Below are 17,611 nucleotides of genomic sequence, written 5' to 3'. Positions count from 1 at the left end.
TGCGCGCAGGAGCCGCGCAGGAGCGGTGTGGGCCGCTCGGGTGATGGCCGAGCGGGCCCCACGGGGACCGGAACGCGTCAGAAGAGGCCGGTGTCGGAGAACCTCAGGACGAGTTGCGGCGCTCCGGAGAGCGCGATGCCGAGAACCGCGGTCAGGGCGATGGCCGCCGTGAGGGGTGCCGGGACGCGGTGCTTGACCGGCTCGCCCTCGGGGGCTCGGAACAGCAGCGCGGTCCACTGGAGGTAGTAGAAGAGCGCGATCACCACGTTCGCGGCCATCACCACGGCCAGCCAGCCGAGGCCCGCGTCGACCGCCGCGGAGAAGACGGTGACCTTTGCGAAGAGGCCGATGATGCCCGGCGGGAGTCCCGCGAGGCAGAGCAGGAAGAAGCCGAGCACCAGGGCCGCAAGGGGGCTTCGCGCGTACAGGCCCCGGTAGTCGCTGACGCGGTTCAGGCGCTGCGTACGGCCGACGAGCGCGGCTACGGCGAAGGCGCCGAGGTTCACGGCCGCGTACATGAGGGCGTACGCGACGGTGGAGCCGACGGCCTTCTCGGCCTCGGCGGGGTTGTCGGCGTATCCGGCCGCGGCGATCGGCACCAGGAGGTATCCCGCCTGGCCGACCGAGGACCAGGCGAGCAGGCGGACCGCGCTGTACGCGCGCGTGGCCTGTTGGCGCAGCGCCGCCACGTTGCCCGCGGTCATGGTGAGGGCGGCGAGCACGGCGAGGGCCGGCCCCCACACGTCCGCGTACGAGGGGAAGGCGACGACGGTGACCAGGATCAGGCCGGTGAAGCCCACCGCCTTACCGACGACCGAGAGGTAGGCCGCCACCGGCAAGGGAGCGCCTACGTAGGTGTCGGGCACCCAGAAGTGGAAGGGCACGGCGGCCACCTTGAAGGCGAAGCCGACGAGGGTGAGGGCGACGCCGGCCTGGGCGAGGGTGTCCAGCTGCCCGTCGACGTGCTGGAGCTTCTCGGCGATCTCCGTGAGGTGGAGGGTGCCGGTCGCGGCGTACACGAAGCTGACGCCCATCAGCGTCACGGCGGTCGCGGTGACGGAGGAGAGGAAGAACTTCAGGGCCGCTTCGGATGACCGCTTGTCGCCGTGCCTGAGGCCGACGAGCGCGAAGGCGGGGAGGGAGGCCACTTCCAGGGCGACGACGAGCGTGGCGAGGTCACGCGAGGCGGGCAGCAGCGCGGCGCCCGCCGCGGAGGAGAGCAGCAGGAACCAGAACTCCCCTTCGGGGAGTTCCTTGGCGGTGCCGTTCGCGTCCTTGAGTGTGCTGATCGAGAGCAGCGCGGCCAGCAGGGCGCCGCCGATGACGAGCAGTTGGATGACGAGTGTGAAGCGGTCGGCGGTGTAGCTGCAGGCCTCCGCGCCACCGGTCAGGCAGAAGGTCGACCGGTCGTCGTTGAGGATCGGCAGCAGGGAGAGCGCGGCGACGGCGAGGCCCGCCACGGAGATCCAGCCGAGCAGCGCCTTCTTCTTGTCGCCAACGAAGAGGTCGACGACGAGCACGAGGAGACCGACGACCGCCGCGATGGTGGGCGGAGCGATCGCGAGCCAGTCGACGGACTGGACGACGCCGGCGGCGCTTTCGGCGGCCACGGTCACGACTTGCCTCCTGAGAGGAGCTGCTGCACGGCCGGGTCGGTGAGGCCGAGCAGAGCGGCGGGCCAGAGTCCGGCGAGGACGGTGAGGGCGACGAGCGGAGTCCAGGCGGCGAATTCATAGCCCTGGACGTCGGCGAGCGCCGGGGTTTCGGGCTCGACCGCACCCTTGGAACCCTGCGGACCCTGAGTCGTCGGGCCCATGCAGACGCGGCGTACGACGATGAGCATGTAGGCGGCAGTGAGCAGGGTGCCGACGGCGGCGATCGCCATGAAGGTGAGGAAGGCGGGGCGGCTGAGTCCCTCGGCGGGCTTGAACGCGCCGAACAGGGCGAGCATTTCGCCCCAGAACCCGGCCAGGCCCGGCAGGCCGAGCGAGGCGACCGCGCCGAAGGCGAGGAGGCCGCCGAGGCGGGGTGCCTTGCCGTAGAGCGCGGCGCCCGATTCCTGAGCGAGGGTGTCGAGGTCGCTGGTGCCGGTGCGGTCCTTCAGCGCGCCGACGAGGAAGAACAGCAGGCCGGTGATGAGGCCGTGCGCGATGTTGGCGAACAGCGCGCCGTTCACGCCGGTCGGGCTCATCGTCGAGATGCCGAGAAGCACGAAGCCCATGTGGCCCACGGACGAGTACGCGATGAGGCGCTTGAGGTCGCCCTTCGCGCCCTGCTTGGCGAGGGCGAGGCAGGCGAGCGATCCGTAGATGATCCCGACGACCGCGAAGGCCGCGAGGTACGGCGCGAAGGTCTGCATTCCGTCGGGCGTGATCGGCAGCAGGATCCGGACGAAGCCGTACGTGCCCATCTTCAGCAGCACGCCGGCCAGCAGGACCGAGCCGACGGTCGGCGCGGCGGTGTGCGCGTCCGGCAGCCAGCTGTGCAGCGGCCACATCGGCGTCTTGACCGCGAGCCCGATCCCGATCGCCAGAACGGCGATGACCTGCACGGATGTGCTCAGGCGAGGGCCGTTGTCAGTGGCGAGTGCCACCATGTCAAAGGTGCCGGACTTGAGGCCGATGAGGAGGAGACCGAGCAGCATCACGACGGAGCCGAGAAGCGTGTAGAGGATGAACTTCCAGGCGGCTTGCGTGCGTTGGGCGCCGCCCCAGCGTGCGATGAGGAAGTACATCGGGATGAGGACCATCTCGAACGCCAGGAAGAACAGCAGCAGATCGAGGACGGCGAAGGTCGCGAGGGTGCCGGACTCGAGCACGAGGATCAGCGCCACAAATGCCTTGGGGGACGGCCCGGTCGGCATTTTGAAATAGCTGTACATCGCGCAGAGGAAGGTCAGGAGCGCGGTCAGGACCAGGAGGGGGAGCGAGATGCCGTCGATGCCGAGGTGGATGCGCACGTCGAGTGCGGGGATCCAGCTGATATCGGTCGTGGCCTGCATCTTTGACGGATGGTCATGGTCGAAGCCGAGCGCGAGGACGATCGCGGCGATGAGGATCACGCCGGTCACGACCACGCCGTGGCGGAGCACCGCCTGGTCGGGCGACTTCCCCTTCAGTCCGGGCGGGGCCGGGAGCAGGGCGGCGACGGCGCCGATGAGCGGGACGACCACGATCAACGCGAGAAGAAGCTGCATCACGGATTCACTGATATCGATCACGGCTGCTCACGCTCCGGCGGTGGCGACGAGGACGGCGGCGACAGCCAGGACGACGGTGCCTGCGAGCAGCGCGCTCAGGTAGGTCTGCACGTTGCCGGTCTGCGCGCGGCGGACCGCCGCGCCGAGCCAGCGGGGTGCGGTGCCCGCGCCGCGTACGTACGTGTCGACGACCTCGCGGTCGAGGAACCGGACGAGGCGCGCGGCGGCCTGGACGGGACGCACGAACAGGGCGGCGTAGACGGCGTCGAGGTGGAAGCCGACGGCGGCGTGCCGGTGCAGCGGGCCGAGCAGGAGGCGGCCGGGGTCGGCCGGGTCGTGGGCCTGGGCCACGTCTCCGTAGGCGGGGGCGTGCGAGGCGATGGCCTCGGCCTCGACCAGGCCTCCGTCGGCGCCCGTGTCGGCGGCGACCGCGCCCATCGGGTGGCGGACGGCGAGAGCCGTGGTGTGCCGCCACGCTCCGTACGTGACGAGTCCGCCGACGAGGGCGAGTCCCGTGCCGAGGACGGAGGTGGTGAGGGTCGGGGTGAGCGAGTGGCCGTCGAACCAGTCCGGCAGGACGCCGACGGTGAGGCCGAAGGCGAGCGAGGGGACGGCGAGCACCCAGAGCACGGCGGTCATGGTGATGGGCTGGCGGCCGTGGTCCGGGGCTTCGGGGCCCTGGCCGTTGAAGGCGAGCAGCCACAGACGCGTCGCGTAGGCGGCGGTGAGGAGGGCGGTAAGCAGACCGGCGATCAGGACGATCCAGCCCGCCACGGTGGGGGCGGTCTCGGAGTGTCCTGTGGCGGCGTGCTCGGCGGCGCCCAGGACGGCTTCCTTGGAGAAGAAGCCGCTGAAGGGCGGGATCGCGGCGAGCGCGAGGAGCGCCACGGTCATCGTCCAGAAGGCGTCGGGGACGCGGTCGCGCAGGCCCTTCATGCGGGACATCGCGGCGAGGGAGTTGGTGCCGGCGGCGTGGATGATCACGCCGGCGCCGAGGAAGAGGAGCGCCTTGAAGGCGCCGTGCGACAGGAGGTGGAAGACGGCGGCGCCGCGGTCGCCGACGGCGAGGGCGCCGGTCAGATAGCCGAGCTGGCCGATCGTCGAGTAGGCGAGGACGCGCTTGATGTCGTCCTGGGCGAGCGCCGCGAGGGCCGAACCGGCCATCGTGACGGCGGCCATGACGGCGAGGACGACCAGCGCCGCCGACGAGGCGGCGAAGACCGGGAGGAGGCGGGCCACGAAGTAGACACCGGCGGCGACCATCGTCGCTGCGTGGATGAGCGCGGAGACGGGCGTGGGGCCCGCCATCGCGTCGGGCAGCCAGGTGTGCAGCGGGAACTGCGCGGACTTGCCCGCCACACCGGCGAGGAGCAGCAAGGCGATCAGCGTCGGGTGGTCGAGGTCTTCGCCCGCGACCGTCGCGAGGACGGTCGTGATGCGGAAGGACCCCGCGTCGACGGCGAGCGCGAACAGGCCGATCAGGAAGGGGACATCGCCGAGCTTGGTGACCAGGAAGGCCTTGAGGGAGGCGGCGCGGGCTTCGGGCGTCTCCCAGTAGTGGCCGACGAGGAAGTACGAGCAGATGCCCATGATCTCCCAGCCGACCAGGAGCACCATCAGGTCGCCGGAGTAGACGACGAGCAGCATCGCGGAGGTGAAGAGGGAGACGAGAGCGGCGTACGAGGGGTAGCGCGGGTCGTCGCGCAGGTAGCCCGTCGAGTAGATCTGCACGCACGAGGCGACGACGCCGACCAGGACGGCGACGAGGGCGGCGAAGCCGTCGATGTGCAGGGCGAGTTCGATGGGGACCGAGCCGGTCGGGGTGAGCTCGGTGGCGGAGTCGATGTCGGCGCCGCCGCCGTGGCGGACGGCGACCAGGACGGCGATGACCAGCGCCACCAGAGTGGGCAGGACCGCGAGGGGGCGTACGAGGCCGGGGACGGTGCGGCCGAGCAGCAGACCGGCGACGGCACCGAGGAACGGCAGGAGGGGGACGAGTACGGCGAGGGTGGTCGTGGTCACGCGGTGGCCTCAGCCTTCTGCGACTTCTGCGACTGCTGTGCCGAGGCGGGGTCATCGCCGTCGTCATCGTCATCGGGGTCGTCGGGGCCCTCGGCGGTGTCGCGGAGGTCGTCGACGGCGGAGGAGCCGCGGTTGCGGTAGACCGCCAGGACGATCGCGAGGCCGATGCCGATCTCCGCCGCGGCGATGGCGATGGTGAAGAGGGTCAGGGCCTGGCCGGAGTGGAGGGCGTCGCGGAGCCAGACGTCGAAGGCGACCAGGTTGAGGTTGACGGCGTTGAGCATGAGCTCGACGGACATCAGGACCAGGATCGCGTTGCGGCGGGCGAGCACTCCGTACAGGCCCACGCAGAAGAGGAGGACGGCCAGGACGGCGGGATAGGCGAGGTGCATCAGCGCTGCTCCTTGTCGCCGGCGGCACCGGTCGGACGGCTTTCGGCGGCCGGGCCGGTCGGGCGGCTTTCGGCGGCGGCATCTGACGGGCGGCTCTGGGCCGGGGCGCCTGACGTGGGGCCTGCTCCGGGGGTGCCTGTCGTGGGGGTGTCGCCGGGGGTGCCGTTCAGGCGGGTCATGCGGGCGTTCCTGCGGGAGAGGACGATCGCGCCGACCAGCGCGGCGAGGAGCAGGACAGAGAGCGCTTCGAAGGGCAGCACCCAGTGCCGGAAGAGGAACTCTCCGGTCACCGCGGTGGAGCCCTGGGCTTCGTCGGCGGCGCGGTCGAGGTCGATCCACTCCGTCCGGAAGGCGTCGACGACCACCCAGACCAGCAGGCCCGCAGCGACGACGGCCACCGCGAGCGCGACCGGGCGGTTGCCCGAATCGGCGTCCGGGGAGCGGCCGATGGGGGCCCGGGTCAGCATCAGACCGAAGAGGAGGAGTACGACGACGGAGCCTACGTAGATCAGGACCTGCACCCAGGCGATGAACTCGGCGGTGAGCAGGAGGTACTCGACGGCCAGGCCGCCGAGCGTCGCCACGAGCCACAGGGCTGCGTGCACCAGCTGCTTGGTGGTGACGGTGACGATCGCCGAGCCGAGGGTGACGAGGCCGACCAGGAGGAAGGCGATCTCCACTCCCTTCGGGGAGAGGAAGCCTTGGGGGGCGTTGGCCGCCAGGGAGGTGGCGGTGGCTGCGAGGGTCACGCGTCTCCCTCCGGTCCGGTGGCTTCGGCCTGCTGTGCGGCGGCTTCAGCTGCCTGGGCCGCGGCTTCCGCTTCCTGCGCGGCGGCCAGCTTCTCCGCTGTCTTGCGGGCGGTGACGATCTCCTTTGGGTCCTCGGCCGCGGGGTCGAGGGCCGGCGGGGCGGGGACCGTCCACATCCAGTCGCGGAGCTTGTCGCGCTCGTGGGTGAGTTCGTGGATGTCGGTCTCGGCGTACTCGAACTCCGGGGACCAGAACAGTGCGTCGAAGGGGCAGACCTCGATGCAGATGCCGCAGTACATGCAGAGGGAGAAGTCGATGGCGAAACGGTCGAGGACGTTGCGGCTGCGCTCGCGGCCGCCCTCGACGGCCGGCGGGACCGTCTCCTTGTGGGAGTCGATGTAGATGCACCAGTCCGGGCACTCGCGGGCGCAGAGCATGCAGACCGTGCAGTTCTCCTCGAAGAGCCCGATGACGCCGCGGGTGCGGGGCGGGAGTTCGGGCTGGTGCTCCGGGTACTGCTCGGTGACGGTCTTCTTCGTCATCGTGCGGAGGGTGACGGCGAGGCCCTTGGCCAGGCCGGACCCGGGGATGGGAGCCATCAGTTGATCGCCACCTTCACGATGCCGGTGAGCGCGATCTGCGCGAGGGCGAGCGGGACGAGGAGGGTCCAGGAGAGCTTCTGGAGCTGGTCCTCGCGGAGACGGGGGTAACTGACGCGGAGCCAGATCACGACGAAGGCGAGCAGTCCGGTCTTCAGGAGGGTCCAGACCCAGCCGAGGCCGTCGGCGCCCCAGGGGCCGTGCCAGCCGCCGAGGAAGAGGACGGTGGTGAGGCCGCAGAGTACGACGATTCCGGCGTACTCGGCGAGGAGGAAGAGGGCGAAGCGCAGGCCCGTGTACTCGGTGTACGCACCGAAGATGATCTCCGAGTCGGCGACCGGCATGTCGAACGGCGGGCGCTGGAGTTCGGCGAGGCCCGCGATGAAGAAGACCAGGGCGCCGACGATCTGCCAGGGCAGCCACCACCACTCGAAGGCGTTCAGGATGCCGGGCAGCGAGACCGTCCCGGCGGCCATCGCGACCGAGGCCGCGGCGAGCAGCATCGGGAGTTCGTACGCCAGGAGCTGGGCCGCGGTGCGCAGGCCGCCGAGGAGGGAGAACTTGTTGGCGCTGGCCCAGCCCGCCATGAGCGAGCCGAGTACGCCGACGCCCATGACCGCGAGCACGAAGAAGATGCCCGCGTCGACGAGTTGGCCGACGGCGCCTTCGCTCGGGCCGATCGGGATGGCGACCAGGACGAGGAGGTACGGCAGCAGGGCGACGGCGGGGGCGAGCTGGAAGATACGCCGGTCGGCCTTGGCCGGTACGACGTCTTCCTTCTGCGCGAACTTCACGCCGTCGGCGACGAGCTGGGCCCAGCCGTGGAAGCCGCCCGCGTGCATGGGGCCGAGGCGGCCCTGCATATGGGCCATGACCTTGTGTTCGGTCTGGCCGACGACCAGGGGAAGGACGAGGAAGACGGCGAAGACGATGAGCAGGCGCAGGGTGACGTCGAGCACGTCGGTCACTCCGAGCCTCCTTGGCGGTGGGCTTCATCGTCGGGCTTGGTTGGGGCGGGCTTCACGGGGTCGGGCCTGGTGGGCTCGGGCTTGGCCGACTCCGGCTTGGCAGGGGCGGACTTGGCCGACTCCGACTCCGGCTCGGCAGGCTCGGGCTTGGCAGGCCCGGACTTGGCTGACTCCGGCCCGGCAGGCTCCGGCCCGGCCGACTCCGGCTCTGCAAGTCCGGACTTGGCTGACTCCGGCTCGGCAGGCTCGGGCTTGGCAGGCCCGGACTTGGCCGACTCCGGCTTGGCAGGCTCCGGCTTTGCCGACTCCGGCCCGGCAGGCTCGGACTCGGCCGCCTTAGCAGGCTCCGGCTTAGCAGTTACGGCGCCGGGGTCAGTACTAGTACCAGTGCCGGGCTCGGCTTCCGTAGCCGGTGCCGCCTCACCGCTTGCCTCACCGCTTGCCTCGCCGCTCACCCCCTCGCTCGCGTCGAACGCCGGGCGGGCCTGGTGCCACGGAGCGTCGGAAGCAGGTGCCGACGGCTCGGGCTTCGCCTCCGGCCCCGGAGCAGCTTCGGGCTTCGCCTCCGGTGCCGGAACGGCCGGTGTCTCCGGTGCCGGAACGGCCGGTGTCTCCGGCGCCGGAACAGCCGGAGTCTCCCGTGCCGGAACGGCCCCAGCGGGCCCCTCCCCCTCCGGTCGCTGCGACGCCGACCCCTGGCTCGCGCTCCGCGAACGGCGCGGGGTCGGGGTGGGCTCCGGCCCGGCAGTTGGCGTCTGGCTGGCCGAGCCCTCCCCCGCCGTGCGTGCCCGGCGTACGGGACGGTCGCCCGCCGCGCGGGCCGCGCCGCGGGCCGGGCGGGCCGGGGCCGCCGGGAGTTGGCCCTTGAGGGGGCCCCATTCGTTCGGGTCGGGTACGCCGGGCGGCAGCATCTGGCGGCGCTTGGGCCCGCCGTGCTCCGACTCCCCCGGTTCCTTCGCACCGGGCCATGCCTTGGCGACCCGGGCCGCCAGGACGAAGTCCTTGCGCAGGGGGTGGCCTTCGAAGGTGTCGGGGAGGAGCAGCGGGACCAGATGCGGGTGGCCCTCGAAAGCCACGCCGAACATCTCGTGCGTCTCGCGCTCGTGCCATGCCGCGCCCGCGTAGACATCGACCGCCGTCGGCAGGACCGGGGCGTCGTGCGGAACGGTCGTACGGATGAGGAGGCGACGTACGGGAGCCAGGGCGACGACGTGGGTCGAGACGTGGAAGCCCGTGCCCGGCTCGTCGACGGCGCTCAGCCAGTCGAAGTAGGTGCAGGTCAGGGTCGTGCGCGCGGTTTCGAGCGCCGCGATCCACGAGCTCGGCGGGACGTCGACCGTCAAGAGGTCGTACGACTCGTCCGCCGTGGCGTCCGCGCCGAAGAGCTCCTCGACGGCGCTCGGCAGCCAGCCCGTCATGCCTGCTCCTCCTTCGCCACGGCCTCGCCCGGCACCGGCGGCTTCACAAGTCCGCTCCGGAGAGCCGCCGTCGAAGGACGGCTGCCGTTGCCCTTCCCGCGCCCGTACCGCTCGCCGAGCGACTCCGCCGCGATCTTCTCCTGGAGCTTGAGGATGCCCTGGAGCAGCGCCTCGGGGCGGGGCGGGCAGCCCGGTACGTACACGTCGACCGGGATGATCTGGTCGACGCCCTTGGTCACCGCGTACGAATCCCAGTACGGGCCGCCGCAGTTGGAGCAGGCGCCGAAGGAGATGACGTACTTGGGCTCGGGCATCTGCTCGTACAGGCGCTTCACGGCCGGGGCCATCTTGTCCGTGACCGTGCCGGAGACGACCATCAGGTCGGCCTGGCGCGGGCCCGGTGCGAACGGGATCACGCCGAGCCGGATGAAGTCGTGCCGGGCCATGGAGGCGGCGATGAACTCGATGGCGCAGCAGGCGAGGCCGAAGTTGAAGACCCACAGCGAGTACCGGCGGCCCCAGTTGAGGACCACCTTCATCGGTTCGGGGGCCAGCCGCGACAGCACGCCCAGCTTCTGCGGCTCGGGCGTGGGGAGCACGGTCGGCTCGGGCAGGAGCACGGGCTCCGGGGTGACGTCGGTGCGAGGACGCTCCGGGGTCACGTCCATGTGAGGACGCCCTTCTTGTATGCGTACAGCAGGCCCACGGTCAGGAAGCCGAGGAAGATGAACATCTCCACCAGCGTCGTCGCACCGTAGCCGGGCGCGGCGAAAACCGTCGCCCAGGGAAAGAGGAAGATCGAGTCGACGGCGAAGATGACGTAGAGGAACGCGTAGACGTAGTAGCGGACCTGGGTGTGCGCCCAGCCCTCGCCGACCGGGTCGACGCCGCACTCGTACGTCAGGAGCTTCTCGGGTGTCGGCACGACGGGGCGCAACAGCCGCCCCGCGCCGAAGGCGACGGCGACGAACAGCACGCCGACGACGGCGAGCAGTCCGACGACGGAGTACGACTGGTAGTAGCTCGCCGCGACGTTCGTCACGTGCACGTCAGCCCCTCACTCCCTGACCGCCTCTGACACTCAGCACTGTTCGACGATCTGTACGCACGGGAGTCTAGGGCCTGCTAAAGGTGAGGTAAGCAGAGCGTCACGCATCGGCAAGGACTGATCCCCCACGGCCTTCCACCCACAGGTGGGGATATCCCCCGAGTGTCCGGGCGGTCCTCCTCATGGCATCGCCGCGACAAGCCGTGCACCCTGGCGCTTATGACCGCACGCGCCACGTCCTCAGCCACATCCACCACGTCCTCGCCGCCGCCCCCCGCCCGCTTCGCGGCGTACGACGGGCGGACCTGGAAGGAGATCGCGCATCTCCTCGCCAACCTGCCGATCGGTGTGGCCGGTTTCGTCTACGTGGTCGTGACGCTCGCGGCCGGCTGCGGTCTCGCCGTGACGGTCGTCGGTCTGCCGCTGCTCGCGGGCGCGCTGCTCGGCGCGCGGCTGCTCGGCAGGGCGGAGCGGGCGCGGGCGCGCAAGCTGCTCGGGCTGCGGATCGACGAGCCGAGCCCGATGCCGAAGCAGCGCGGGCACGGCTTCTTCAGCTGGCTGTGGTCGAGCCTGAAGGATCCGGTCGGCTGGCGCACGATGCTGTACTCGTTCATGCGGCTGCCCTGGGGCGTGGTGACGTTCACCGTCACCCTGACCGGGCTCTTCGTGTTCTGGCCCGTGCTCCCCTACATCGTGCGCGGCCTGACCAACGCCGACCGCGCGATGGCGCGCGGGCTGCTCTCGCCCTCCGACGAACTGGAGCGGCGCATCGTGGAGTTGGAGTCGGACCGTGGCGTCGTCGTCGACACGGCCGCGGCCGACCTGCGCCGCATCGAGCGCGATCTGCACGACGGCGCGCAGGCACGACTGGTGGCCCTCGCCATGGGTCTCGGTCTGGCCAAGGAGAAACTCCTGGAGGGCCAGGCCGACGACACCGTGGCGGCGATGGTCGACGAGGCGCACGGCGAGGTGAAGCTCGCCCTCCAGGAGCTGCGTGACCTGGCCCGCGGCATCCACCCCGCCGTCCTGACCGACCGTGGCCTGGATGCCGCGCTCTCCTCGGTGGCCTCGCGGTGCACGGTCCCGGTGAAGGTGACCGCCGATCTGCCGGCGCGCCCGGCCGCCGCGATCGAGGGCATCGCGTACTTCACGGTCTCCGAGCTCCTGCAGAACGTGAGCAAGCACAGCGGGGCCCGTACGGCGTCCGTGGACGTGTGGCGGAGCGACCAGCGGCTGCTCATCCAGGTGTGGGACGACGGCCGGGGCGGCGCCGGCCTGGACGGGGGCACGGGTATGGCGGGGCTCGCGGACCGGCTCGGCGCGGTCGACGGCCTGTTCGTGATCGAGTCGCCGGAGGGCGGCCCCACGACGATCACGGCGGAACTGCCGTGGCGGGACCGGGAGCAGGGCCAGAGCCAGAGCCAGGGCCAGGGCCACGGCCAGGAGCAGGTCGCGCGGGGGTCCCGGGGGCCCCGGGGGTAGGGAAAACCCCCGGTTCAAGACACCTACGCACCACATGGTCCGGATCACCTGCGGCCAGCACTCTTGAGGTACGACGCCGAACCAGCGCGTGACCCGAGAAGAAGCGCACGACCGAGCAGCGCACGACCGAGCAGAAACGGACGACACCGATGGCCACGGAGTACGGACAGGAGTACGGACGCATGAACCGTTCGGAGTTCCGGGGATCCGACCTCGATGAGCGGCGGCGCCGTCTTCCCGCCGGGCTGCGCGCGCCCATCGAGGCCCGTGCCTGGAAGGAGTTCGGCTATGTGCTCCTGAGCCTGCCGATCAGCATCGTCACGTTCGTGTTCGCGGTCACGATGCTGTCGCTGGGCGGCGGTCTGCTGGTCACGTTCATCGGCATTCCGGTACTGGCCGCCGGGCTCGCCGCCTGCCGCAGCTTCGGCTCGCTGGAGCGGGTGCGGGCGCGGGCGCTCCTGGGCGTCGAGGTGGCCGCACCTGAGCCGCTGCGGCCCAAGAGCGGCGGCGGGCCCATGGCGTGGATGGGCGCCGCGCTCAAGAGCGGAGTCTCCTGGCGGCACGTCCTCTACTGCATCCTCCACATGCCCTGGGCGGTCTTCTCCTTCACCGTGTCGGTGGTGTTCTGGACGTACGGCTGGGCGATGCTCACGTACCCGCTGTGGCAGTGGCTCTTCCCGGTCTACGGCGGCCAGAACGGCATCCAGCTCTACCGCGACAACGGTCACCAGATCTACCTGGACAACCCCTTCGAGATCGGCGTCACCGCCCTGACCGGCCTGCTGATCACGCTCGCCACGCCCTGGATCATCCGGGCCCTGACCACCGTCGACCGCCTCATGGTGGCCGGTCTGCTCGGCCCGTCGAGCCTGGCCACGCGCGTCGTCGAGCTGGAGTCGGACCGCGGCGTCGTCGTGGACACCGCCGCGGCCGACCTGCGCCGTATCGAGCGCGACCTGCACGACGGCGCGCAGGCACGCCTGGTGGCACTCGCCATGGACCTCGGCCTGGCCAAGGAGAAGCTGACGGAGGACCCGGAGGCCGCGGCGCGCATGGTGGGAGAGGCGCACGGCGAGGTGAAGGTGGCCCTCCAGGAGCTGCGTGACCTGGCCCGCGGCATCCACCCCGCCGTCCTGACCGACCGCGGCCTGGATGCGGCGCTCTCCGCGCTCGCCGCCCGGTGCACGGTTCCGGTCCAGGTCGAGGTGGACCTGCCCGCGCGTCCCGCCGCCGCGATCGAGGGCATCGCGTACTTCACGGTCTCCGAGCTCCTGCAGAACATCAGCAAGCACGCGCGGGCGTCGCGCGGTTCGGTCGACGTGTGGCAGGTCGAGGACCGGCTGATGCTCCAGGTCTCCGACGACGGGGCCGGGGGCGCGGATGTCACCGGTGGCTCCGGTCTCGCCGGGCTCGCCGAGCGGCTCGACGCGGTCGACGGGATTCTGGTGGTGGATTCCCCTGCGGGCGGGCCCACGACGGTGACTGCCGAACTGCCCTGGCGGGCATAGCCGTCGGCCCGTCCCGCCGCCTCGCGGCGGATCTTTCCCACCCACCCGATCACCCCGCGGCGCGGGAGATCGGGTGGGTGCTGCCGTGCCGCGCGGTCAGCGAGCACGGCAAGCGGTTGTCCATGAACGCCGTAACGCCCCTTCGTGGGCGTTCGTACGCGCGATACTGAGGTGCCGATACCAAGGCGCCGGGGGACAACCAGAACCACATATGCCGGGGGGCCATGAACGTGGAGGACAAAGTGCGGGTCGTCATCGCCGAGGATTCGGTGCTGCTCAGGGAGGGCCTGACCCGGTTGCTGACCGACCGCGGGCACGACGTCGTCGCGGGGGTGGGCGACGCGGACGCGCTGATCAAGACGATCAACGAACTCTCCTCGGCGGGCGAGCTGCCCGACGTCGTCGTCGCCGACGTGCGGATGCCGCCGACGCACACCGACGAGGGAGTGCGCGCCGCGGTGCATCTGCGCCACCAGTTCCCGGGGCTCGGGGTGCTCGTCCTCTCGCAGTATGTCGAGGAGCAGTACGCCACCGAACTGCTCGCCGGGTCCAGCCGTGGCGTCGGCTATCTGCTCAAGGACCGCGTCGCCGAGGTCCGCGAGTTCGTGGACGCCGTGGTGCGTGTCGCGGAGGGCGGCACCGCGCTCGACCCGGAGGTCGTGGCGCAGCTGCTGGGCCGCAGCCGCAAGCAGGACGTCCTCGCGGGGCTTACTCCACGCGAACGCGAGGTACTCGGCCTGATGGCCGAGGGGCGGACGAACTCGGCGGTGGCCCGGCAGTTGGTGGTGAGCGACGGTGCGGTCGAGAAGCACGTCAGCAACATCTTCCTGAAGCTGGGGCTCTCGCAGAGCGACGGGGACCACCGGCGCGTGCTTGCGGTCCTCACCTATCTCAACTCCTAGCAATCTGACGCCGTGTCAGTTATTGAGTGCCACTAGAGGTATCAGCAAGAGCAGTCCTAGAACCAAAGGATGAGCGGGGGGCGTCTTCCATGGCAGCCGGGGAGGCGGGGCACAGCACGGCAAACTGGGGCATATGCGCATCTCAAAATCGCGTCCATCATGCGATCCACCCCAGGAAGGCGACCCTTACCGACGTAGGGTGGGCCTTGGGAAGGCCGGTCGCCCAGCCCTTCCCGCTCAGCCGCCCGAGGGAGGTCCAGTTCAGTGACCAGCCAGGTCAGTAGCCCAGCAGAGCAGGCCGATGGGGCAGTCGTCGGAGAGCAGCGCAAGCATGCTGGTGAGAAGGAAGTACGCCGTCTGGACCGGGTGATCATTCGCTTCGCGGGTGACTCGGGTGACGGTATGCAGCTCACCGGTGACCGGTTCACTTCGGAGACGGCGTCCTTCGGCAACGACCTGTCGACGTTGCCGAACTTTCCCGCCGAGATCCGTGCTCCTGCCGGGACCCTACCGGGCGTGTCGTCCTTTCAGCTGCACTTCGCCGACCACGACATCCTCACGCCGGGCGACGCGCCGAACGTCCTGGTCGCGATGAACCCGGCGGCGCTGAAGGCGAACATCGCCGATGTGCCGCGGGGTGCGGAGATCATCGTCAACACGGACGAGTTCTCCAAACGGGCGATGCAGAAGGTCGGCTACGAGGCATCCCCGCTGGAGGACGGTTCGCTGGACGGTTACAGCGTCCACCCGGTGCCGCTGACGACGCTGACGGTGGAGGCGCTCAAGGAGTTCGACCTTTCGCGCAAGGACGCGGGCCGCAGCAAGAACATGTTCGCGCTGGGGTTGCTGTCGTGGATGTACAACCGGCCGACCGAGGGCACCGAGAAGTTCCTGCGGACGAAGTTCGCCAAGAAGCCGGACATCGCGGAGGCCAACATCGCCGCGTTCCACGCGGGTTGGAACTTCGGCGAGACGACCGAGGACTTCGCGGTCTCCTACGAGGTCGCTCCGGCCTCCCAGGCCTTCCCGACCGGCACCTACCGCAACATCTCGGGGAACCTGGCACTGTCCTACGGGTTGATCGCGGCGGGCCGGCAGGCGGACCTGCCGCTCTATCTGGGCTCGTATCCGATCACTCCGGCCTCCGACATCCTGCACGAGCTGTCCAAGCACAAGAACTTCGGCGTGCGCACCTTCCAGGCCGAGGACGAGATCGCGGGGATCGGTGCGGCGCTGGGGGCGGCGTTCGGCGGGTCGCTGGCGGTGACCACGACCTCGGGGCCGGGTGTGGCGCTGAAGTCGGAGACGATCGGTCTCGCGGTGTCTCTTGAGCTGCCGCTGCTGATCGTGGACATCCAGCGCGGGGGACCGTCGACCGGGTTGCCGACGAAGACCGAGCAGGCGGATCTGCTGCAGGCGATGTTCGGGCGCAATGGTGAGGCGCCGGTGCCGATCGTGGCGCCGATGACGCCGGCCGACTGCTTCGACGCCGCGATCGAGGCGGCGCGGATCGCGGTCACCTACCGCACGCCGGTGTTCCTGCTCTCGGACGGTTATCTGGCCAACGGCTCCGAGCCCTGGCGCATCCCGGACACCGACGAACTGCCCGACCTGCGGGTGCAGTTCGCCTCGGGAACCAATCACACCCAGGACGACGGCACCGAGGTCTTCTGGCCCTACAAGCGTGATCCGCACACGCTGGCCCGTCCGTGGGCGATTCCCGGCACGCCCGGCCTGGAGCACCGTATCGGCGGCATCGAGAAGCAGGACGGCACCGGCAACATCTCCTACGACCCCGCCAACCACGACTTCATGGTCCGCACCCGCCAGGCCAAGATCGACAACATTCAGGTCCCCGACCTGGAGGTCGACGACGCGAGCGGGGACGCCACGCTGCTCGTCCTGGGCTGGGGTTCGACCTATGGGCCCATCACCGCGGCGGTACGGCGCCTGCGGGCGACCGGTCAGAGCGTGGCGCAGGCCCATCTGCGCCACCTCAACCCCTTCCCGCGGAACCTGGGCGAGGTCCTCAAGCGTTACGACAAGGTGGTGATCCCCGAGATGAACCTCGGGCAGCTCGCCACCCTCCTCCGCGCCAAGTACCTCGTGGACGCGGTCTCGTACAACCAGGTCAACGGCATGCCGTTCAAGGCCGAGCAGCTCGCCACGGCTCTCAAGGAGGCCATCAATGGCTGACACGAAGACCGAAGGCCCCGGGAGCACGATCGAAGCGCTCTCACTGGTGCCCAAGGCCGAGGCCAAGCAGTCCATGAAGGACTTCAAGTCCGATCAGGAGGTGCGTTGGTGCCCCGGCTGCGGTGACTACGCGGTCCTGGCGGCCGTGCAGGGCTTCATGCCCGAACTGGGCCTGGCCAAGGAGAACATCGTCTTCGTCTCGGGCATCGGCTGCTCCAGCCGCTTCCCGTACTACATGAACACCTACGGGATGCACTCCATCCACGGCCGCGCCCCCGCCATCGCCACCGGACTCGCCTCATCGCGACGGGACTTGAGCGTATGGGTCGTCACCGGAGACGGCGACGCGCTGTCCATCGGCGGCAACCACCTCATCCACGCCCTGCGCCGCAACGTCAACCTCAAGATCCTGCTCTTCAACAACCGGATCTACGGACTGACCAAGGGCCAGTACTCCCCCACCTCCGAAGTCGGCAAGATCACCAAGTCGACGCCGATGGGCTCCCTGGACGCGCCCTTCAACCCGGTCTCCCTCGCGATCGGCGCGGAGGCGTCGTTCGTGGCGCGGACGGTGGACTCCGACCGCAAGCACCTCACCAGCGTCTTGCGCGAAGCCGCCGAGCACCCCGGCACCGCCCTGGTGGAGATCTACCAGAACTGCAACATCTTCAACGACGGCGCCTTCGAGGTGTTGAAGGACAAACAGCAGGCCGAGGAGGCGGTGATCCGCCTGGAGCACGGGCAGCCCATCCGCTTCGGGGCCCCGCTGGAGAGCGGACTCGGTTCCAAGGGCGTCGTACGCGACCCGGCCACCGGAGACCTCAAGGTCGTCCCCGTCACGCCCGAGACCGAGTCCCAGATCCTGGTCCACGACGCGCACTCCACCTCACCGACGCTGGCCTTCGCGCTGTCCCGCCTCGCCGACCCCGACACCCTGCACCACACCCCCATTGGCGTCTTCCGCAACGTCGAACGCCCGGTCTACGACACCCTGATGTCCGACCAGCTCGACACCGCCATCGAACAGAACGGCAAGGGCGACCTCGCCGCACTCCTCGCGGGCGGCGACACCTGGACCGTCGTCGGCTAGCTCGACCCGCCAGCTCGACTCGTTCTCCCCTAGGCCCG

Annotated in this window: 15 protein-coding genes; 5 read left to right on the top strand and 10 right to left on the bottom strand. The window is 70.2% G+C overall.

Annotation, left to right across the window (positions count from 1 at the left end; all coding sequences use genetic code 11):
* Window positions 1-77 precede the first annotated feature (77 nt).
* The 10 genes from ACIBCK_RS26295 to ACIBCK_RS26250 are packed head-to-tail and all read right to left on the bottom strand — an operon-like array spanning window position 78 to window position 10,395.
* Entirely contained in the window at window positions 78-1,616 is a 1,539-nt protein-coding gene (locus tag ACIBCK_RS26295) for an NADH-quinone oxidoreductase subunit N (RefSeq protein WP_399394141.1), read from the bottom strand.
* On the bottom strand, window positions 1,613-3,220 hold the full coding sequence (locus ACIBCK_RS26290) for a NuoM family protein (protein WP_399394139.1): 1,608 nt from the start codon (window positions 3,218-3,220) through the stop codon (window positions 1,613-1,615). The genes ACIBCK_RS26295 and ACIBCK_RS26290 overlap by 4 nt, the downstream gene beginning before the upstream one ends.
* 6 nt (window positions 3,221-3,226) lie before the next feature.
* On the bottom strand, window positions 3,227-5,221 hold the full coding sequence (locus ACIBCK_RS26285; RefSeq protein WP_399394137.1) for an NADH-quinone oxidoreductase subunit L: 1,995 nt from the start codon (window positions 5,219-5,221) through the stop codon (window positions 3,227-3,229).
* Window positions 5,218-5,613, bottom strand: coding sequence for an NADH-quinone oxidoreductase subunit NuoK (gene nuoK, locus ACIBCK_RS26280; RefSeq protein ID WP_399394135.1), 396 nt, complete (start codon window positions 5,611-5,613; stop codon window positions 5,218-5,220). Before nuoK ends, ACIBCK_RS26285 begins: the two co-directional genes overlap by 4 nt.
* A complete protein-coding gene (locus tag ACIBCK_RS26275; RefSeq protein ID WP_399394133.1) occupies window positions 5,613-6,362 on the bottom strand; it encodes an NADH-quinone oxidoreductase subunit J in 750 nt (249 codons plus the stop codon). The genes nuoK and ACIBCK_RS26275 overlap by 1 nt, the downstream gene beginning before the upstream one ends.
* Window positions 6,359-6,961, bottom strand: a complete 603-nt coding sequence (locus ACIBCK_RS26270; RefSeq protein ID WP_399394131.1) for a NuoI/complex I 23 kDa subunit family protein — start codon at window positions 6,959-6,961, stop codon at window positions 6,359-6,361. The genes ACIBCK_RS26275 and ACIBCK_RS26270 overlap by 4 nt, the downstream gene beginning before the upstream one ends.
* Window positions 6,961-7,929 (bottom strand): NADH-quinone oxidoreductase subunit H, encoded by a 969-nt coding sequence (locus ACIBCK_RS26265; protein ID WP_399394129.1) that lies wholly within the window; start codon window positions 7,927-7,929, stop codon window positions 6,961-6,963. The genes ACIBCK_RS26270 and ACIBCK_RS26265 overlap by 1 nt, the downstream gene beginning before the upstream one ends.
* Window positions 7,926-9,347, bottom strand: coding sequence for an NADH-quinone oxidoreductase subunit C (locus ACIBCK_RS26260; RefSeq protein ID WP_399394127.1), 1,422 nt, complete (start codon window positions 9,345-9,347; stop codon window positions 7,926-7,928). Before ACIBCK_RS26260 ends, ACIBCK_RS26265 begins: the two co-directional genes overlap by 4 nt.
* On the bottom strand, window positions 9,344-10,015 hold the full coding sequence (locus ACIBCK_RS26255; RefSeq protein WP_399394125.1) for an NADH-quinone oxidoreductase subunit B: 672 nt from the start codon (window positions 10,013-10,015) through the stop codon (window positions 9,344-9,346). The genes ACIBCK_RS26260 and ACIBCK_RS26255 overlap by 4 nt, the downstream gene beginning before the upstream one ends.
* The gene (locus tag ACIBCK_RS26250; RefSeq protein ID WP_266863289.1) at window positions 10,006-10,395 is read right to left on the bottom strand and encodes an NADH-quinone oxidoreductase subunit A; all 390 of its coding nucleotides are present in this window, start codon (window positions 10,393-10,395) and stop codon (window positions 10,006-10,008) included. The genes ACIBCK_RS26255 and ACIBCK_RS26250 overlap by 10 nt, the downstream gene beginning before the upstream one ends.
* Before the next feature lie 219 nt (window positions 10,396-10,614).
* On the opposite strand from ACIBCK_RS26250, the gene ACIBCK_RS26245 reads away from it, so the two are divergent.
* The 5 genes from ACIBCK_RS26245 (at window position 10,615) to ACIBCK_RS26225 (ending at window position 17,573) form a co-directional block, all read left to right on the top strand.
* Complete coding sequence (locus ACIBCK_RS26245; RefSeq protein ID WP_399394123.1) at window positions 10,615-11,877, top strand: sensor histidine kinase; 1,263 nt, start codon at window positions 10,615-10,617, stop codon at window positions 11,875-11,877.
* A 149-nt stretch (window positions 11,878-12,026) separates the two neighbouring features.
* Entirely contained in the window at window positions 12,027-13,385 is a 1,359-nt protein-coding gene (locus tag ACIBCK_RS26240; RefSeq protein ID WP_399394121.1) for a sensor histidine kinase, read from the top strand.
* 224 nt (window positions 13,386-13,609) lie between these two features.
* Window positions 13,610-14,287, top strand: coding sequence for a LuxR C-terminal-related transcriptional regulator (locus ACIBCK_RS26235; RefSeq protein WP_399394119.1), 678 nt, complete (start codon window positions 13,610-13,612; stop codon window positions 14,285-14,287).
* Window positions 14,288-14,551: 264 nt separating this feature from the next.
* Window positions 14,552-16,483, top strand: coding sequence for a 2-oxoacid:acceptor oxidoreductase subunit alpha (locus tag ACIBCK_RS26230; protein WP_399394117.1), 1,932 nt, complete (start codon window positions 14,552-14,554; stop codon window positions 16,481-16,483).
* Window positions 16,476-17,573, top strand: coding sequence for a 2-oxoacid:ferredoxin oxidoreductase subunit beta (locus ACIBCK_RS26225; protein WP_399394115.1), 1,098 nt, complete (start codon window positions 16,476-16,478; stop codon window positions 17,571-17,573). The genes ACIBCK_RS26230 and ACIBCK_RS26225 overlap by 8 nt, the downstream gene beginning before the upstream one ends.
* Window positions 17,574-17,611: the final 38 nt, after the last annotated feature.

Origin of the sequence: Streptomyces sp. NPDC051218, assembly GCF_044455475.1 — a bacterium.
GTDB lineage: Bacteria > Actinomycetota > Actinomycetes > Streptomycetales > Streptomycetaceae > Streptomyces.
This window is presented reverse-complemented; position numbering and strand designations above follow the sequence as displayed.